Here is a 16,138-nt window from a genome sequence, read left to right on the forward strand (position 1 = left end):
GCAATTTAAATTCCAAGTATTCGAGTTAAAATTCCGATACGGACTTTTTCAACACGACTGCTTCAAACCTATGTTTTAACACTTTGGAGTGTTACGGAAAGTTAAATATGTTAAAGTGCAGAGCGCTGTTTCCCGCAGTATTCCGCTATAGGTGGAAGGGCCTGAGAGAGGTTTGCGGGCGTTCCTGCGATGTTACGGCGCAGGGCTTTCCGGCCAGCCTACGGTGGGAGAGAGAGGTAAGCTGTAGTTCGCTGAAAACGACAACCGGCCTATGCTCACGCACGGGCCGGTTGGTTCTAGATCTAAAAAATGAGATAAAAAACTTTTTTACGTTAGTCGTCTGTTTCTAGTTATTGTGTTGATTAATGAAGGTAAAATCCTTTATGGTTGGCCCCGTCGGGCCGGTTGTGCGGGGTATGAGACTGCCTGAGGACGTTTAGGGTTGTGGCGGATTTCCTGTCAGCCCTGAAAAGTGTGAGGTGAGAACTTGAAAGCTTTTGTTTTCTCCTCACCCGAAAGCAAGTACCTGATCACTTATTAATCCTTATCCTATATTTTATTACGCTTTGTGTAAGCTTCAAGTTCTCAAGTGCAAAGTTATGTATTTGTTTCCGAAATAAAAAGGGTGGATGTGGCGTGTGGGGCTATTTCTCGACCAATGCAGGGTTTTCCCATACTTATATGAACTTTTTGTCGACTTATTCAGCCGGTCCGCAGCCCGTAAAGTGCATCTCCTTGCGGGCCTGTTCCTGCGGCAGGGTGAAATAGGTGCAGACAGCGTGCGAGCAGCACTTGCCTGAAGCATCGTATAACTCGGCCTCAATGATGGCCAGGTTGCGGCGCATCTCCTTGAGCCGGGCGCGGAGCGTGAGGGCTTCGCCGTCGGTATGTACGGCGTGAAGGAAGCGCGTTTCCATTTTCGATGTTACGCCTGCCGTCTGTAGTTTGCGCATCACCACCCAGCCGCATATTTCGTCAAGCAGGACACTCTGTATGCCACCGTGGAGCGTGTTGAGCCAGCCTTGATATTCGGGCTTCGGTTGCCAGTGACTCACGATATCGTCACCGTCTTCATAAAATGTCATCTTCACGCCGAAAGGATTGTCGGGCACGCAGCCGAAGCAGTTATAGCCCTCCAGATGGAGGAAGGGATTGTTGATTTTTTCCATGTTTTGTTGTTTTGGGGGTTGGAGAGGATTTTTATGGAACACGTTTTTGTCAGCCCTCATACCATTCGCCGCCATCGTCATCGTCGGTTTCGCTTCCGTTGCCCTTGTCCTCTTCCATGTCCTTGAGTTGCTCGGGTGTATATTCGTCTTCGTAATGTTGCTCCACAGGTCCGTCCTGCATGTCGAGCGGCAATTGCGGATTGATTTTCAGCGGTGCGAACGTTTTGTCATAAAACGCTTTGTAATCGTCAAAGCTATAGGTCGTTCCGAGAAGTTCCAGATTGGGGGCCGATATGAGTACGATGCGCGCCCGGCGCAGTTTTTCTTTCATTCCGGGAGCGTTGTAAAGCTGTTGGGCATAGGCGTGCGCCTCGTCGTAGGAGTTAAAGCCCGCTATGCGGAACTGTGTGATTTCAGGGTCGCGTTGTTGCGTGATGTCAAAGTTGCGCACCATAAAGCCGGTGAAGTTGAAATGCGCCAGGTCATAGAGCATTTGTCCGTCGTTGAGTGAGTCGGTGGGATAGGCCACAATGCACACGAAGGGCAGGTCGCGATCGGTCAGAAGGGCTTTGGCCCGTCCGGTGGAGTCGACGGCGGCATTGGCCGCATTGCTGCGTCGGGTCCACAAAGCTCCTACGTCAAAACCGCCGGTGCCTAGGCTGCGGCCGCTTTCCAAGCCTTTTACCATCATGCCGGCCGGTTCGCTGACTTCACTTTCAGGATAACGTTTCACCAGTTCGCGCAGTTCTTCGGCTATTTCGGCCGCTTCCGCACGACCTATGCGGTTCAGGGCGTGTACGAAGATGAATTTCGGACGGTTGGAGCCGAGAGGGAACTTCTCCGATGAACGGGCGAAGTTGGCATCGACAGTGGCAGTGTCGTGCCGGCGGTAGGCTTCGTAGGTGGCAGTATAGAGCGAGTCTTCTATCTCTTTTCCGAAGCGGGCATTGTGCTCAAAATCGGGCGCAGTGATGAGCCTTGTGGTATCATTGTCGGGATAATCGGCGGCTAGCAGTTGCCTGAACTCTTCGGCGCGTTGAGGCTTCTGCCAGCGCGAATAAAGCAGGAATAGCTGGTAATATACGTCTGCCATTCGCTCAAAAGCGGGATATTGCTCGTAGAGGCGCGTCAGGGTGCGGGCGGCCAGCGGGAAGTCTTCGAGTTTGTCTTTCTCTATAAGGCCGGCATTGTAGAGGCCATCGGCGATGATGGCATCGCTTGCGGCTTTTTGTTCGGCAGTGAAAGGGATCTGTTTTAGGTAATATTCGCGGCGGTGCGGATCGTTTGCGGCCGAATCGGGTAAGGCCTCTGCACTTTCCTTTTGACGTTCGCCCAATGCTGCCAGAGAATCTTCTGCCGCCGTCAGGGAATCTTCTGCGGCATAGTCGTATTCTTCGTTGTCTGCTACTGCCAGAACTGTCCGGTTCGAACGCCGCCAGTTATCTTCGTTTTTGCGCCGGCCCCACAACTTCTGGAAATCCTGCTTGCCTTGGTTTACCACCATCTGGTTGTAGAAATACCACGACTTGTCCTGCTTGCCCTGTTGGGTCTGGTTATTGCCCTGTTGGGCAGACGTATTGGAATTATTGTTTCTGTTGTCCTGCATCCGTGCATCGGCCAGTGAGTCTTTCCGTGCACGGCGTTCCGCTTCTTCTTTTTGTTTCAGGGTTTCAATTATGCGGTCTATGGCTGCATTCCGGTCGGTTTCGCTCATGCGTGAAAGAGTTTGCAGACTGTCTTGCAGGTATACAGCCGAGGTGAAAGGCACCAGTTCGTCAAGCACTTTGGAGCGTCGTGTTATCTCCTCGTATTCTTGGTGTGTCCTGTCTATGAGTCCAATGGCCTCGCCGTAGCAACCTTGTGCCAGGTCGTAGCGCCCTGTTTCCCAGTAAAGTTCCCCGAGACGTAACAAGAGTACGCCTTTTTCTATGCCGTTGCGTGCGCTTTTGTTTCTGCCGTTCTCATAAGCTCCGATAGCTTGTACCGTGTCTTTTTGCACCAGGTAGATATTGCCCATGGCGTAGAATATCTGGTCGAGGTATTCTTTGTTGTTGGCTGACCGGGCCATTTTTCTCAGACGGCTTACCATTTTTTTTGACGTTCCCTTGCCTGAAAACACTTCGGTTTGTTTGATGCGGGCGTTGAAGGCCAATTCGTATGCCGGGTTTTGGCGCAGACATTTGGCAAAGGCTTTGTAGGCCTCTGCGTTGTGTCCGAGCATGTGTTCCACTTGTCCTAGAAGAAAGTAGAGACGTGCGCGCTGCGCTTTACGTCTTTCGTGTTTTGCCGCGCGTTGCAGGTAGGGCAGGGCCTGCTGGAATTGTTCTTGCCGTAACAGTAAATCAGCCGTGGTTGTATTGCGGTCATGGGCCAGACGGTGCGGTATGGAGTCGCGGTTGAGTTTTGCCAATGCGTCTTCTGCGTCATAGTACCAGGTTAACTGCGCGTAGCTTCGGGCCAGCCATATGCGGGCTTCAGCTACGACTTGCGGCTCTACGGCGTAGTGGCGTGTGATGTAGGAGAAGGTGGAGGCCGCTTCAAGAAATTCTCCTTTTTGGAATTGTGCTTTCCCCATGAGCAGCCAGGCGTTTTTCAGGAACGGATTGAATTCCTGTCGTTTGAGATAAGCTTTCATCTTGGGCGACTGCCGTTTCCCGGCTGTTACGACCGGTTTGCGTTTGATGGAATGGAGCTGGATGGCTTTTTCGCATTTGGTGATGGCCGTTTCATAGTTGCTGCTGCCCAGTTCTCGCGATTTTTCATTGCCGGCCATGAAGAGCGGCAATATTTCCGTGTAGTTGTCTTTGTTGCCTTCCTCTTTGCTTAAATTACCTGCCTTAAAGGCTTCATGCCCGTTGTAGTAGACGTTGTAACGGGTCGTAAAGGAGTGCCAGAAACGTGTGCCCGCCGTGTTCTTTTTCGTAGAACAGGCGGAAAGCAGCAGGATGCCTGCGGCGCATAGCAGGGTGGTTATGAAAGAGGAATGCTTCACGGTGTTTCGGAAAGTGCCGTCCGTTGTATGAAGCGGACTGTGGAGCGGGGGTGCCTGTCATAGGCGGTTCCGCAATATTATTTTAGATTTTTTTCTCGGCTTGACTTAATCGATTGAGGAATAAACTTTTAGCGAATTATTTAAGGAATAGAGGTAACGATTTAGCAACCGTGAGAATTTCAGCCTTTTGCGTTGCTATGCTGTCAAATAACTCTTTCTTTTGCAAATATAATATCTTTTTCCGAAAGTACGAATTTTCGGCTGCAATTTTACAAAAATGCAGCCGAAAAGAAAATCTTCATTGTATCTTCCTAATATTTAGCGGAAAAATAAATTTTCCGACGTTAGTCAATATTTCGTTTATATTCTTGCCACTTACCGTTTCAGTATGTATTGAATTATTTAATAGAGAATGGCATAAAAGTTATTTCGTTTTCCTCCAGTCGGATTTTCGCTTCCACCACAGGTAATAACCAGTCAGAGGTAGTGTAGCGCCGATGAACGCGGCAAGGAAATAGAGTAGTTTCGTCCAGATGCCGCCCCAGGAACCGGTATGGAAAGCGTAGAACCACGCTCGGAGACGTTGCTGTCGGGGCATGTCTTCATAATGGGTAATGTCACCGAGACGGGCGCTACGCGGGTCGAACGTTATACGGTCGGTACGTCGTATTGTGGATTGCCGTGCGACCTGCGCTTCGGTTTGTGTCAGTACGATTGTTTTGTACACGGGATAATGTATGGTGAGTTGCGTGAGCATCTCGTCCCACACGGCATAATCGAATTTAGGTGCTTCAGTCTCGGTTCGTACTTCTCTAAGTTCCAGATCTGCGGTCCCCTTGCCAGTTCTTTCACGTCCATTGCGATTACCAGAATCGCTCTTTTGCATGGTGTTTTCTTGCACGGCAATGTTTTGTTGTCCGCCGCCAAAGAGCGCATAGGCTATCGTGCGATACCAACCGAACGACCACGTGAGACCTGTCAACGTCATGACCAGTAACAATAGGGTCGTGTAGAACCCCAACGAGGTGTGGCAGTCGTGCCAGAAACGGCGGCAACCGCCGGAAAAGGAAACTTTCAACCTGTTGAGCAACGCTTTGCGGTTACGGGGAATCCAAAGAATCAACCCGCTAACCAGAATCACTGCCAGACACATCGTTGAAACTCCGACGATGATTTTTCCGACAGATGTCTCTCCTTTCGATACCGGCGGATCGAGTAACCAGCGGTGGAGCTTGCGCATGGTGCCGAAGAAAGCAGAATTTTCGACCCAGCCGTTCACGTGACCTGTATAGGGATCAACGCTCAAGCGTTTGCGTCCCGTTTCGCGAAAGGCGACCATACAGGGTTCGTTGCGCTGACTGGAGAGTTGCAGCGAGGCCAGATGGAGCGAATCGGGCATCTGATCGCCGATGCGAGCCACAAGCTGCGATGGTGGAAGTGGCTGTACTTCGACGGGAGCTTCCGCATGGTAGAGTTTCGGGCGAAGCGCGCGGGTAATCTCTTCCTCGAAGACGAGCACGGCACCGGACAAACAGATGACGGTGACAATAAGTCCGAGTGGAACGGAGAGCCACAGGTGTATTTTGAAGATGAACTTTCTCATGAGTCGGGTATTTGGAACGGACAAGGAAACAGCCCCATAAATAGCGGGCTGTTTCCTTGTCTGCTGTATTTTTTACTTTTGGATGGCCAGCTTTCCTGCCGTGGCAACGGATTCAGCATCAATGACGAGCCCCTTGCTAGCGCGTCCCGTTACGGCATCGATTTTATAGAATGCAGGTTTGTCACCGCCGGTCACGGTCACGGCGATATACATGGAACCTTTTTCACCGTAAGGTTCGCCCCCGAAACCCGCCAAATCGGACGGCAACCCCGTAACAGGAACTATCTTTTTATTTTCGGCATCGAAGATCGCCAGTTCATTGACGACGGCTTCCGTGCCCTTCATCATTCCCTCCACGCCCTCGGAATAGAGCTGGAGCAGGAAATAGGCACCCGAAATGTGCCAGCAGCGGAAAATCGGATGCCGCGTGCCGATTTCCTCGAAGTTCACGTAGTAATCCGGGTCGAATTCCGTTGCACCCTTGCGGATGCGCACCACGCCCGAGGGCTTGGTTCCTGAGACCTTTTTCAGGTCGGCTGAAGAAGTAAAGGTACGGCCGTAGCCCGGCGAGAAGACATAGAGATCGCCGTTGTCAGCCGCCCAAATCGTTTGGTAGTACTGCGACCGCAGGCGACCGCAGGCGAAACCGATCCGATCGGTTGAGGCGATTACAGGTTGCTCGGTGAACGATTTTCCACTGTAGATGGCAACATAGGCACGGTCGGGATATTGCGTGGAGGGAATCATACCAGCCGTATAGGAGCCGCTGGCCGAACCGCCATCTGTTTTGGCAATCAGTTCTTGGTCGGTAACCTTGTCCGGCCACTGTGCTATACCGTAGAGGCTCATGCCCATCGGTATGACCGAGGTGTAGAGCTTGCCGTTGGCCTCTTCCAGACCCGCGAAGGTCACTTTCTCGCCGTTGCCGAGAAAGTTCTCCGCGTTGATCGATCCTTCGGTTTGCCCGCCCGTATTTTCATCGAGGTAGTTGAACAGAAGTGCTTGCGCGATATTACCCTCGGTATCCGTCGTCTTGGAGTTGCCGGTGGATACAGTCACCACCTTGTCACCCCATGTTCCGTATGAGGTGATGCGATTGAATTCGTAACTGTATTTCTCAATAGGTTTACCTGTTGCGTTGAGGTAATAGGATGCGCCAGTGCCGGCTCCACCCTTGTTATAAACCAGCGAGAATACATATTTCTGGTTCTTGAATAGCCAGTATGAGCCGCCAAGCACCTCGGTGCCCTTTCCTCGCACTGTAACTGTGCCTTTATCAAGCGACGGGGCGGTAATCAGATAGCTTGTGCCGTCATCCTTCGCCGCGATAACGTAGGAGGTTTCGGTGTCGGTACCCGGCAGCGTTGGCTCGGGCATGTCGATGTTTTCGCTGCACGAGGTCAGCAGGCCGGTCGTGCCGGCGCATAACAGGGCGAGGATGCCCCATCTGTAAAGATTTTTTTTCATGATTGGATTTTTTTATTTGTAATTTATAAATTAGTTGCCAAAATGAACACGTGCTTTGACGTAGAACGCGCGTCCCGCTTTCTGGAGGCTGAAATTGTCGTAGAGCCGTGCATTGGTCAGGTTGCGGCATTCCAATGAAATATTATAACGTCCGTTTTTGATGCTGTACAACAGCGAGAGATTGTGTGACAACTGGTCGGGCACGTAGGCTTTCGAGTCCTTGTTGCCGATATTCTCCCAGTTGAGCGGAAAGGCGTGTTGCCAGAATCCTTCATAGCCTACCGTGAGCGTATTTCCTTTGGCGAAGAGGTTGCGCCAATGAAAATTGGCATCGAAGTTGGCGAAGCGGTAAGGAATGTTCGGCATCCGTATCTTGTAGTGCATGTTCTCCTGCTGCGATGAACCCGTCCAGTTCCGCTCGTAGTCTCGAGTGTCGATACTGTTCCACGTGCCGCCGAGGTCGAACCTGCGGGCGAACGAATAGCGCAGCGACACGTTATAACCTTTGGTACGGACATGGCCATGGTTTTCGTAGATACCGTATTGTGTCGAGCCGTGCTTCCCCAGGCCGCGTTTGATGTAGTCTTTCGTATTGCGATAGATGAGACTGACATCTGCATAGAGGCCGTGGCTGCCGAAACGCCCGTTGTAACTGAAATTCATGTTGAAATTGTCACTCTTTTCAGGCTTAAGGTCGGCGCGCCCCGCTTCGAGATCCTCGTCGCCGAAGAGTTCGTCGGTCGTGGGTAGGCGAAACGCCCGCTCGTAGGAAAGCTTTGCCTGCAACTCTTTCAGAACGTAATAGGTTCCCGCCGCCCCGTAGCCCCATGCCGACACGCTTTTGCCCAACGACACGTAATCGCCCACGCCGTCGGTGCTGCGCGACACAGGCCCCCGGTTGTATTGCAGGTAATATTTGACGAATGCCGAGGCGTTCCACCGCTCGGATGGAATCACCCGATAGGAAAATCCGCCGATGTTCTTGCGCGTAATTTTAGGAATGGAAAAGTCTGTCAATACCGATGACGTTCCCACATGAGAACGGCTCATGCGTCGAAAATCGCTATATACATGATTGAACGTCAATGTATGAATGTCACTGATGCGGTACTTGAGCGTTAGCGTGGTGTTCCAGTTCGCATTTTTCGATTCGCTGTTCTGATAGGATTGCTCGCCGCGGCTGTCTTTTTCGTAATATTGGCCGTACCAATTATAATAGCGGGCGGCCGTATCGATGTTGTGTGTAATATTGTGGTTGTAATTGGCAGAGACAAGAAGGTCGAGTCTCGGGGTGAAGAGATCGTGTTTGACGTACTCCAGTGACGGGGAGAGCGAATGCCCTTTACGGTGCTTCTTGCCGAAAACAATCTCCTGATAGACACCCGTCTGGATTTCCTTGTAAAAATTCGACCAAGAGAATCCCAACACGAACCGATCCGCCCATTTCTTGCCGACAAGACCGAGTTTCCCCAACACGGCCTCGTTGTGAAACGCGTCATTAAAACGGCGAACGTGTTTCTTGTCATTCTTATCTACGGGAAATTTGTGGATCGTGCCATCGGGTTGTACCTCGAACTCGCGCACCCAGTTGTCGATGTAATAATTGTTGTCCGAGTAGTTCTGGAATGCCTCGATTGCGTACAAGAAGCCATCTTTGGTCGTTTGCCCGAAGCGAAGGTTCGAACGGTGGGTATTGAACGATCCGTAGGAGTAGGAGGCATCCGCATGCCAACTACGATGTCGTTTGTCTGTGACGATATTGACCACGCCGCCGATGGCATCGGTGCCGAAGCCCACAGGTACTACGCCCTTGTAAACCTCGATACGCTCGGCAAAACCCGCTGGGATGTTGTTCAGGTCGAAAGCTTGCCCGACTCCTTCCTGCGGCACACCGTCAATAAAAACTTTGACGTGTTTACCACTGAAACCGTCAAGCATCAACCGCATGTCGGAACCCACGCCACCCGATTCTCGGAGCTTCATGCCGGGCAGTAGCGAGAGTGCGTCACTTAGGCTTTTGGTCGTGTTCTGCAAGGCCTTGGTATCTATTGCCACCGCATTGAATGGTGATCGTTGCACTCGACTTACGCCGCTGGCATGAATGATGACCTCTTCAAGTTCCGTCGTTACCGGTTGTAGAACGACCACAAGTTTTTTCATACCATGGCTTCTTACCGTTATATTTTTCTTGACGGGTTCGTAGCCGAGAAGCGATACGGTCAGCGTGTGCGTTCCGATAGGAACCTTGAAGCGAAACCGCCCTTTGTCGTCTGTAAAACCTCCGTAATTTGTATTTTTCAGATAGACGTTAGCGAAAGAGACTGCCGTGCTATCTTTTTCCATTACTCTTCCTGAAAGCCATGTAAATATGCGCGAATCATGATGACCGGAATGCGGACGATGGGATTGAGCGGAAATCGGCTGAAGGCAGGCAGACAGCATGACCAGCCAAAGCCCCCATTTTTCTATTCTGTGTACATATTTCATTATGGAACATATTAATTTTCGGGTGCAAAGGTATGTCCATTGAAGATAGTAGTCAATCGCCATAAATAGGTATTTTTAATGGGCGGATACCTCGGAAGTCATATTTTTCAGGTAAAGAATAGCATTAATTTGTGATTTTCCCCAATTACCAAGGATTGTGAACGGAATTTTTATTGTTTTTCTGCGAGATAAAACGGTTATGGCCTCTTTCTTCTGCGATTGTATTGGTCGGTACATGTTCCGCCTTAACTTCTCGAACTGTTCCTTGAACCACTCGGCAATGGGTTTTCGGTCAATGGTAAGAACCTATTTCGTCCCGTCCGTGGGGTTTTAAATTACTTGAACTACAGCCTTTTCGGTCTTGAATTTCCTTCCGTGTTCCTCCGGGTAGAGTTCCCCTGCATACTCCAACGGCTTTCTCTTGACGAGCGTTGCGGTCTGCCCTTCGCAGAATCCGACAAGGTAACATAGGTTTTCGATACGGAGCATTTCACGGAAATAGGGAAACCATGCCGCCTTTGCGATTACCGTTTTCAGAAACGATATTTCCTCCTTGTGTCTTGTGTCCTTGTCGGCTATATCCACGGCTGTGGTCTGCCTGCATAATATGTATTCAGGCTTGCAGGGCTTCGATGGTTTCCTCGTGATCGGCTACCTCCCTATGCAGGGCAGTGTTCTCCCTTTCCAATGTCTTGATCTTGTTACTGCCGAAAAAAGAACCAATGCTCTCGGCGATGTTGCCGCCCCTTTCAGCTTCTCGGTCTGTATTTCTTTTTTTCGTCCGTCTTAGTTCCTCCCGTGCCGTTTCTTTTTGCTGTTGCAAGTCCACCACTTCCGCTTTGAGGTCGTCGGAGAGTTTCTGTATATCCCGATAATACTGCTGCGTGGACGTGTGGCGAGCCTTCGAGCCGTCTTGCCCCTTTGCAGCCCGTATTTCGCCATAGCTTCGGCATAGGTATCTTGGTAGGACTTCAATTTCAGCCGAGTCATAATATCGTCTGCGCACAGCCTCACGGTGTCGGTCGGCTTCTTGTGGTATCGCTTCTTCGTCTGCTCCTCCCGTTTCCTGCGCTTGCGCTCTCCCTTGACGATGGGGACGAATGTAACGTGTATGTGCGGAGTTTCCTCGTTCATGTGCAGGTGAGCCGCCACGATGTTCTCCTTTCTGAACGTGTCGGCGAAGCATTTCAGATTGTCGGCGCACCACTCGTCCAAACGCCCCTCTTTTTCTATCCGCTTCATGTCCTCGTGCGTTCCCGACACGTTGATGCGGATTGCCCGTACTTGGTTGCTTCCGATTTTGCGTGTCAGCACTACGAAACCCATATATTCATCCTTTCTTTTTGGGGCTTGTGAAACAATAGACTTGGCTATGCGGAATTACGCAAATCGCAGAAAAAAACACTTTAGCAAGAAAATTATACCTTTTACGGGAGTAACGAGGTGGTAACTGAACTCTTGCGCAATTTGGCTTCGAGATGGTATTTCGTTGGCTCTATCCCCCCCCCATAGAAAAACAAAGCGTAACGAACGCTCTATCAGCTAATTCGTTACACTTTGCTCAAATTTACTTTTTCGCTATGTGTTTATTTTATGAATAAACGCCGGAAGACGTTTTTTATTATCCGGCTGGAAAAATAAAGGGCGATAGAAACAAGGATAATGCTTGCTCCTCCGGGTACGTTGGCAAAGTATGAAAGTGTCAGTCCGCCCAGGCAGCCGAGGTATCCGAAGAATGCTGAGAGGAAAATCATACCGCGGAATGTCTTGACAAACAGCGCCGCTGTCATTTGCGGTATTGAGAGGAGAGATATGACCATGACAATGCCCACCATGTGCAGGCAACTGACGATGGTCAGTGCGGTGAGTGTTGTCATGACCGTTTCGAAAGTCCGCACGGGTAAGCCTTGTGTGATGGCAAAGTCGCGGTCGTAGGCTATGGCTACGATAACCGGCAGGCAGCAGATGAAGAAAAGCGCCGTGCCCAATGTCAGTGCGCCTGTCATCAGCATGTCGGCTTTTGTGATGGAAAGCACGTCGCCGAACAAGTAAGACGGGAGGTCGGTCATGAATCCCGGTGTGAGATAGGCAAAGAGAATGCCGACGCTCATGCCCAGCGTCCAGAGCAGAGCTATGGCCGAGTCTTCGCGCACCCTCCGCTGACGGGTCAGAACTTCTATTCCCAGACCCGACAGTAGGGCGAATCCTGCCGCACCGGCCAAAGGGGAGAAACCGAAGTAGGCGCCTATACCCACACCGCCTAATGAGGCATGTGCCATGCCGCCGCCGACTATGACCATGCGGCGTGTTACAACATAAGTGCCCACCATAGCGCAGAGCATGCAGGCCAGAAAGCTGCCAATCAGGGCGTGTTGGAAAAAAGAGTAGGATAGAATCATGTTAGCAGACAAATGAAAATATAGGGAGCATGACTGTTTTACTGCGACCAGGTGACAGGTACGGCGGATCAGGGTAGGGGTTACATGCGCCGTTCGCCCACAATCATAAACACCTCGTCCTTCAGTTCGTCAGGCAATTCCACGCCGCGCAGTTGCAGTGAGCGCACCCATCCGGCCACTTCGTCGCTTCTCATGGTGTAGAGTATATCCTGAAACTGCTCCACTTCGGCGTTACTGTAGTCGTCGGAATGGCGGCCGCGGTAGTTGTCGAGTTCCTCGTCATCGTAATATTCTATTTTACGGCTGACGGCAGCCAGCAGACTGTCCTTTTCGCACGTTTCGTGTTGTCCGCAACAGCCGTCGGGACGTGTCTGACGCACGGCTGGCAGTTCGCGCTTGTGGCGGCGGTACCAAAGGAGGCGCACGGAACCGGCAGCAAGGGCCAGTGCGAAGAGCGCCAGAAGAGAGAGCAGGAGTATCGTCATTTTTTCTTCAGGTGGGTGAAAGTTAATGGGAAGACCGGTGCAGACTGTCTTGTGCTAAAGTGGATGGGTGCTTATTCTTCCAGGCGCTCAATGCAGGCACCGGTTTTCCTGAGGTCTTCCCAAAAGGCGGGATAAGATTTGCTCACCACCCCGGGGTCGGCTATGTTGATGCCCTTGTGCCGCAAGGCGCATGGGGCCAACGACATGGCCATGCGGTGGTCTTCGTAAGTGTTGAACACTATGCGCTGTGCTCCGTTGTCCGCGGCAGGAGAGTTGGCGGCCGCCATCCACATGGACTGCCCGTTGGCTTCGATGTCGTATCCCAGTTTGCAAAGTTCGGTCTGTAGGGCCGCTATGCGGTCGGTCTCTTTTATTTTAAGGCTGTGCAGGCCGGTGAAACGGAATGGCCGTCCCAGCAGGGCGTGAGTGACTACGAGTGTTTGCGCCAGGTCGGGAAAGGCTGTGAAATCCGTTTCCGTCGTTTCGGCCACGGCCGTTGGCGGTGTTTTGTATAAGTGTGCTCCCTGGTCGGTGAACCTGGTGCCCACTCCGAGCGGTTCGAAGAGTTGCCACACCATGCTGTCGCCTTGTACGCTGTCGCTCCTGAGGCCTGGCAGGAGAATTTCTGCTTCGGGGTCGGCGGTGAGTGCCATCATTTCATACCAGTAGGAAGCCGCGCTCCAGTCCGGTTCCACGGCGAATGCCACGTCATGCCGGTACGTCCCGGGCTTTACCTCCAGAGTGGTTTCCGCCGTCCAGTCCGCCTGAGCGCCGAAATGTCGCATGAGTTTGAGCGTCATGTCAATGTAAGGCCGTGAGGCTATTTCGCCTTCGAGGTGCAGACGGAGGCCCCGGTGCATGAGGGGAGCCACCATGAGCAGTGCCGAAATGTACTGTGAACTCACCGTGGCGGGCAGGCTGAGCGTGCCGCCTTCGAGCTGTCGCCCTTTCACGCGTAGCGGCGGAAATCCTTCGGTCTCCATGTAGGCTATGTCGGCTCCCAGACTGCGCAGTGCCTCCACCAGCAGGCTTATGGGCCGTTGGCGCATGCGTGCCGTGCCGGTGATGATCCGTGCCGGTGAGGAGGTGGCCGCAAAATAGGCGGTGGAGAATCGCATGGCTGTGCCGGCGGCCATGATGTCTATTTCGCCGGCGGGCTGTGTGAGCGCTTTGTGCAGCACACGCGTATCGTCGCAGTCTGAAAGCCCCTTAGCTGTGATATTGCCGGCCAGTGCGCCTATAATCAGTGCCCTTGCCGAGATGCTCTTCGAGGCAGGCAGCGCTATCGTGCCGCGCAATTTGTTGGGGAAAGTGATGCCGTAGGTAGTCATGTTGACATGATATGTGGTTTATGTGGCAAATTTACGGAAAAAAATGTAAACTTCCTGTTGCAGAGGGCCATAATGTGCAGTGTGAGCTGTTGGATAGAACTGGTAGTGGGCCTGGGGTGTCACACAGTTATCGTAAGACGGTCTGTACCTTCCGTTTTTTCTCCTTGGTGGCAATAGTACCGAGGTCTCATGGAGGTGTGCTCAGGTGTAGGGCAGGCGGCTGTCTGTCGGCAGAGCTTTTTTAACATAATTTGCTTTCCGCTGTAAAATGTTGTATCTTTGTAATAGCGGAGCGGGACTTTCCATCGGGAAGTCCCGCTCTTTCAGTACTTTCAAGGCCTTTTTGAGGCGTTTTTTTGTGTATTTTTCCCCGAAAATCCCCGTATCGGAATTTAAATTCCAAGTATTCGAGTTGAAATTCCGATACGGACTTTTCTTATTCCAATGCTTAGAATAGGAAAAATGTCTTTTTGAAATGTTATCGGAAGTTAAAAATGTTAAAGTTGAAAATACCAAAAAGTGAAGAGGTATAGTTGTGTCTTTAGGCTTTTAGAGTGTAAAAAAGTTGCAAAATAGATTTGGGAAATTTGTCATGATAAAAAAAATGTGTAATTTTGCACCGTGCTCACGCCGAATGGCAAAATCCTTTTTAAGGATGGAGTCGGTTGGGTGGGGCATATACATATATATGGAAAGGCGTTTGCTTAACGCTTGTTCTTGACATCCGGAAATCTCGCAAATTTCAACGATATAGTCAGGAATGAGGCAACAGTAGATGCTACGTGGTATGATTTTCACAAATTATATCTCTTCGCGTACGGTCCTTATTGCGACTGTATGAGGGAGTGGTATATGTTTTATAAATCATATTCGGCGTGGGTCTCGCGTTGCTCGTTCAACTATATCGGGCAATGCGAGAGCCTCTGGATGTGGGACGGGCAACTGGCACAGATTCCCACGTCTTTTTTGTATGTGGATTCAGAGAAAACTTTAACACTTTTGCCGAATTCGGGGGATTTATAGGCATCATTAAATTACTCTATTATTTATTTTTATGAAGAGGAAATTTATTAGTGCTCTCTTGTTCGGCGCATTATGTTTAACGCCGGCAAGCGTATTTGTTTCCTGCTCGGACTACGATGCTGACATTGAGAACCTGCAGCAACAAATCACAGCAAATGCGACTTCCCTCGATGAACTCGTTAAGGAGAAATTCTCAAACGTTGAGTTGGAAATCGAATCCCTCAAGTCGGCCAAGGAAGCATTGGAAGCTGCCTATAAGGAAGCCGACGAAGAAACCAAAAAGGCCAGCATCGCAGCCGCACAGGCCCTGGTGGAGGCTGCTACGGCTGACCTGAATGCCGCTTTGGAAGCTGCCGGCGAACGCATCGACGGACAGGAAAGAACGATTGCCGCCCTGCTGGCTGCCGATGCCGACTTGCAGACCGGTATAGCTGCCGCTAAGGAAAAAGCTACTCAGGCTTATGCCTTGGCGGAGCAGGCCAAGGCACTTGCCGAAGAGAATCAAGCCAAAATTGCCGCGGTTGCCGAAGATCTGAAAAAGATCAAGGAAACCCTTGAAGGGCAAATCAACGCTTTGGGCGATGACGTGAAGAAACTTACTGAAAGAATCGGTAAGATGGAAAGCGCGCTCACAGCTCAGGAAGCATCTCTCAAAGAATATATCGATGAGCAGGATGGTAAAATCGACGATAAGGTCAAGGCCATCAATGCGACCATTGATTCTTTGAAGAAAGTCGTGACTGACAACAAGGCTGAACTTGAAAAACTCATTGCAGATGAGGTGAAAGCCCTTGAAGGCAAGATTTCTGCAGCCAATGCCTCCATCGATGAGGTAAAGACAGCTTACGCTGCCGCAGACAGAGCCCTCCAGACTCAAATTGACGGTCTTGATGCAAAAGTCGATGACGTTGAAAACGATATTAACGCACTTGATAGCCGTATTGAAGCGGTGGAAGGACTTGTCAATGTACTTTTCGTAAATCTGGCCAACCTCATTACCGGTGTTATCGTACAGGACGCTACCAGTGAGTTTGAAGCTGTTTATGCAAAGGTGACGGCTTTCAATACCAACCCTGCTGAGGCCGGTAAGACTTATGTAGGCAAGGAAGGTCTGGTTGATTACGTTTATTTCGGGTCAAGCCGAAATTCCGGTGCATTTGTTAAAATTCGAGAGCTGAAATG

The 16,138-nt window shown here is 50.9% G+C and carries 8 protein-coding genes and 2 pseudogenes; 1 reads left to right on the forward strand and 9 read right to left on the reverse strand.

What is annotated here, in order from left to right; genetic code table 11:
- Nucleotides 1-698: 698 nt before the first annotated feature.
- From C5S62_RS11235 to C5S62_RS11280, 9 genes and pseudogenes are all read right to left on the reverse strand, one after another.
- Nucleotides 699-1,169: a PaaI family thioesterase gene (locus C5S62_RS11235; RefSeq protein ID WP_104405472.1), complete on the reverse strand. Its 471-nt coding sequence runs from the start codon at nucleotides 1,167-1,169 to the stop codon at nucleotides 699-701.
- A gap of 49 nt (nucleotides 1,170-1,218) precedes the next feature.
- Nucleotides 1,219-4,161, reverse strand: a complete 2,943-nt coding sequence (locus tag C5S62_RS11240; protein ID WP_104405473.1) for a lipopolysaccharide assembly protein LapB — start codon at nucleotides 4,159-4,161, stop codon at nucleotides 1,219-1,221.
- 424 nt (nucleotides 4,162-4,585) lie between these two features.
- Entirely contained in the window at nucleotides 4,586-5,764 is a 1,179-nt protein-coding gene (locus tag C5S62_RS11250) for a PepSY domain-containing protein (protein WP_104405475.1), read from the reverse strand.
- Between the two features lie 72 nt (nucleotides 5,765-5,836).
- Entirely contained in the window at nucleotides 5,837-7,231 is a 1,395-nt protein-coding gene (locus C5S62_RS11255; RefSeq protein ID WP_104405476.1) for a DUF4374 domain-containing protein, read from the reverse strand.
- A gap of 30 nt (nucleotides 7,232-7,261) precedes the next feature.
- The gene (locus C5S62_RS11260) at nucleotides 7,262-9,673 is read right to left on the reverse strand and encodes a TonB-dependent receptor domain-containing protein (RefSeq protein ID WP_104405477.1); all 2,412 of its coding nucleotides are present in this window, start codon (nucleotides 9,671-9,673) and stop codon (nucleotides 7,262-7,264) included.
- Nucleotides 9,674-9,925: 252 nt separating this feature from the next.
- Nucleotides 9,926-11,029 (reverse strand): annotated as a pseudogene (gene mobV, locus C5S62_RS11265) (MobV family relaxase); the annotation flags it as partial.
- A 275-nt stretch (nucleotides 11,030-11,304) separates the two neighbouring features.
- Nucleotides 11,305-12,117 (reverse strand): metal ABC transporter permease, encoded by an 813-nt coding sequence (locus tag C5S62_RS11270; protein WP_104405478.1) that lies wholly within the window; start codon nucleotides 12,115-12,117, stop codon nucleotides 11,305-11,307.
- An 80-nt stretch (nucleotides 12,118-12,197) separates the two neighbouring features.
- Nucleotides 12,198-12,602, reverse strand: a complete 405-nt coding sequence (locus C5S62_RS11275; protein WP_104405479.1) for a phospholipase — start codon at nucleotides 12,600-12,602, stop codon at nucleotides 12,198-12,200.
- Between the two features lie 71 nt (nucleotides 12,603-12,673).
- Nucleotides 12,674-13,933 (reverse strand): 3-phosphoshikimate 1-carboxyvinyltransferase, encoded by a 1,260-nt coding sequence (locus C5S62_RS11280; protein ID WP_104405480.1) that lies wholly within the window; start codon nucleotides 13,931-13,933, stop codon nucleotides 12,674-12,676.
- Nucleotides 13,934-14,987: 1,054 nt separating this feature from the next.
- Between C5S62_RS11280 and C5S62_RS11295 the strand changes: the two are divergent.
- Nucleotides 14,988-16,138, forward strand: a pseudogene (locus tag C5S62_RS11295) (hypothetical protein); the annotation flags it as partial.

The sequence above is a fragment of the Prevotella sp. MGM2 genome, from assembly GCF_002933955.1.
Taxonomy (GTDB): Bacteria; Bacteroidota; Bacteroidia; order Bacteroidales; family Bacteroidaceae; genus Alloprevotella.

Bases quoted from the DNA above. Each gene is read 5' to 3' on its own strand.
- C5S62_RS11260 (WP_104405477.1), bottom strand. From the start codon at position 9,673: ATGCTGTCTGCCTGCCTTCAGCCGATTTCCGCTCAATCCCATCGTCCG.
- C5S62_RS11275 (WP_104405479.1), bottom strand. From the start codon at position 12,602: ATGACGATACTCCTGCTCTCTCTTCTGGCGCTCTTCGCACTGGCCCTT.
- C5S62_RS11235 (WP_104405472.1), bottom strand. From the start codon at position 1,169: ATGGAAAAAATCAACAATCCCTTCCTCCATCTGGAGGGCTATAACTGC.
- C5S62_RS11250 (WP_104405475.1), bottom strand. From the start codon at position 5,764: ATGAGAAAGTTCATCTTCAAAATACACCTGTGGCTCTCCGTTCCACTC.
- C5S62_RS11270 (WP_104405478.1), bottom strand. From the start codon at position 12,117: ATGATTCTATCCTACTCTTTTTTCCAACACGCCCTGATTGGCAGCTTT.
- C5S62_RS11255 (WP_104405476.1), bottom strand. From the start codon at position 7,231: ATGAAAAAAAATCTTTACAGATGGGGCATCCTCGCCCTGTTATGCGCC.
- C5S62_RS11280 (WP_104405480.1), bottom strand. From the start codon at position 13,933: ATGACTACCTACGGCATCACTTTCCCCAACAAATTGCGCGGCACGATA.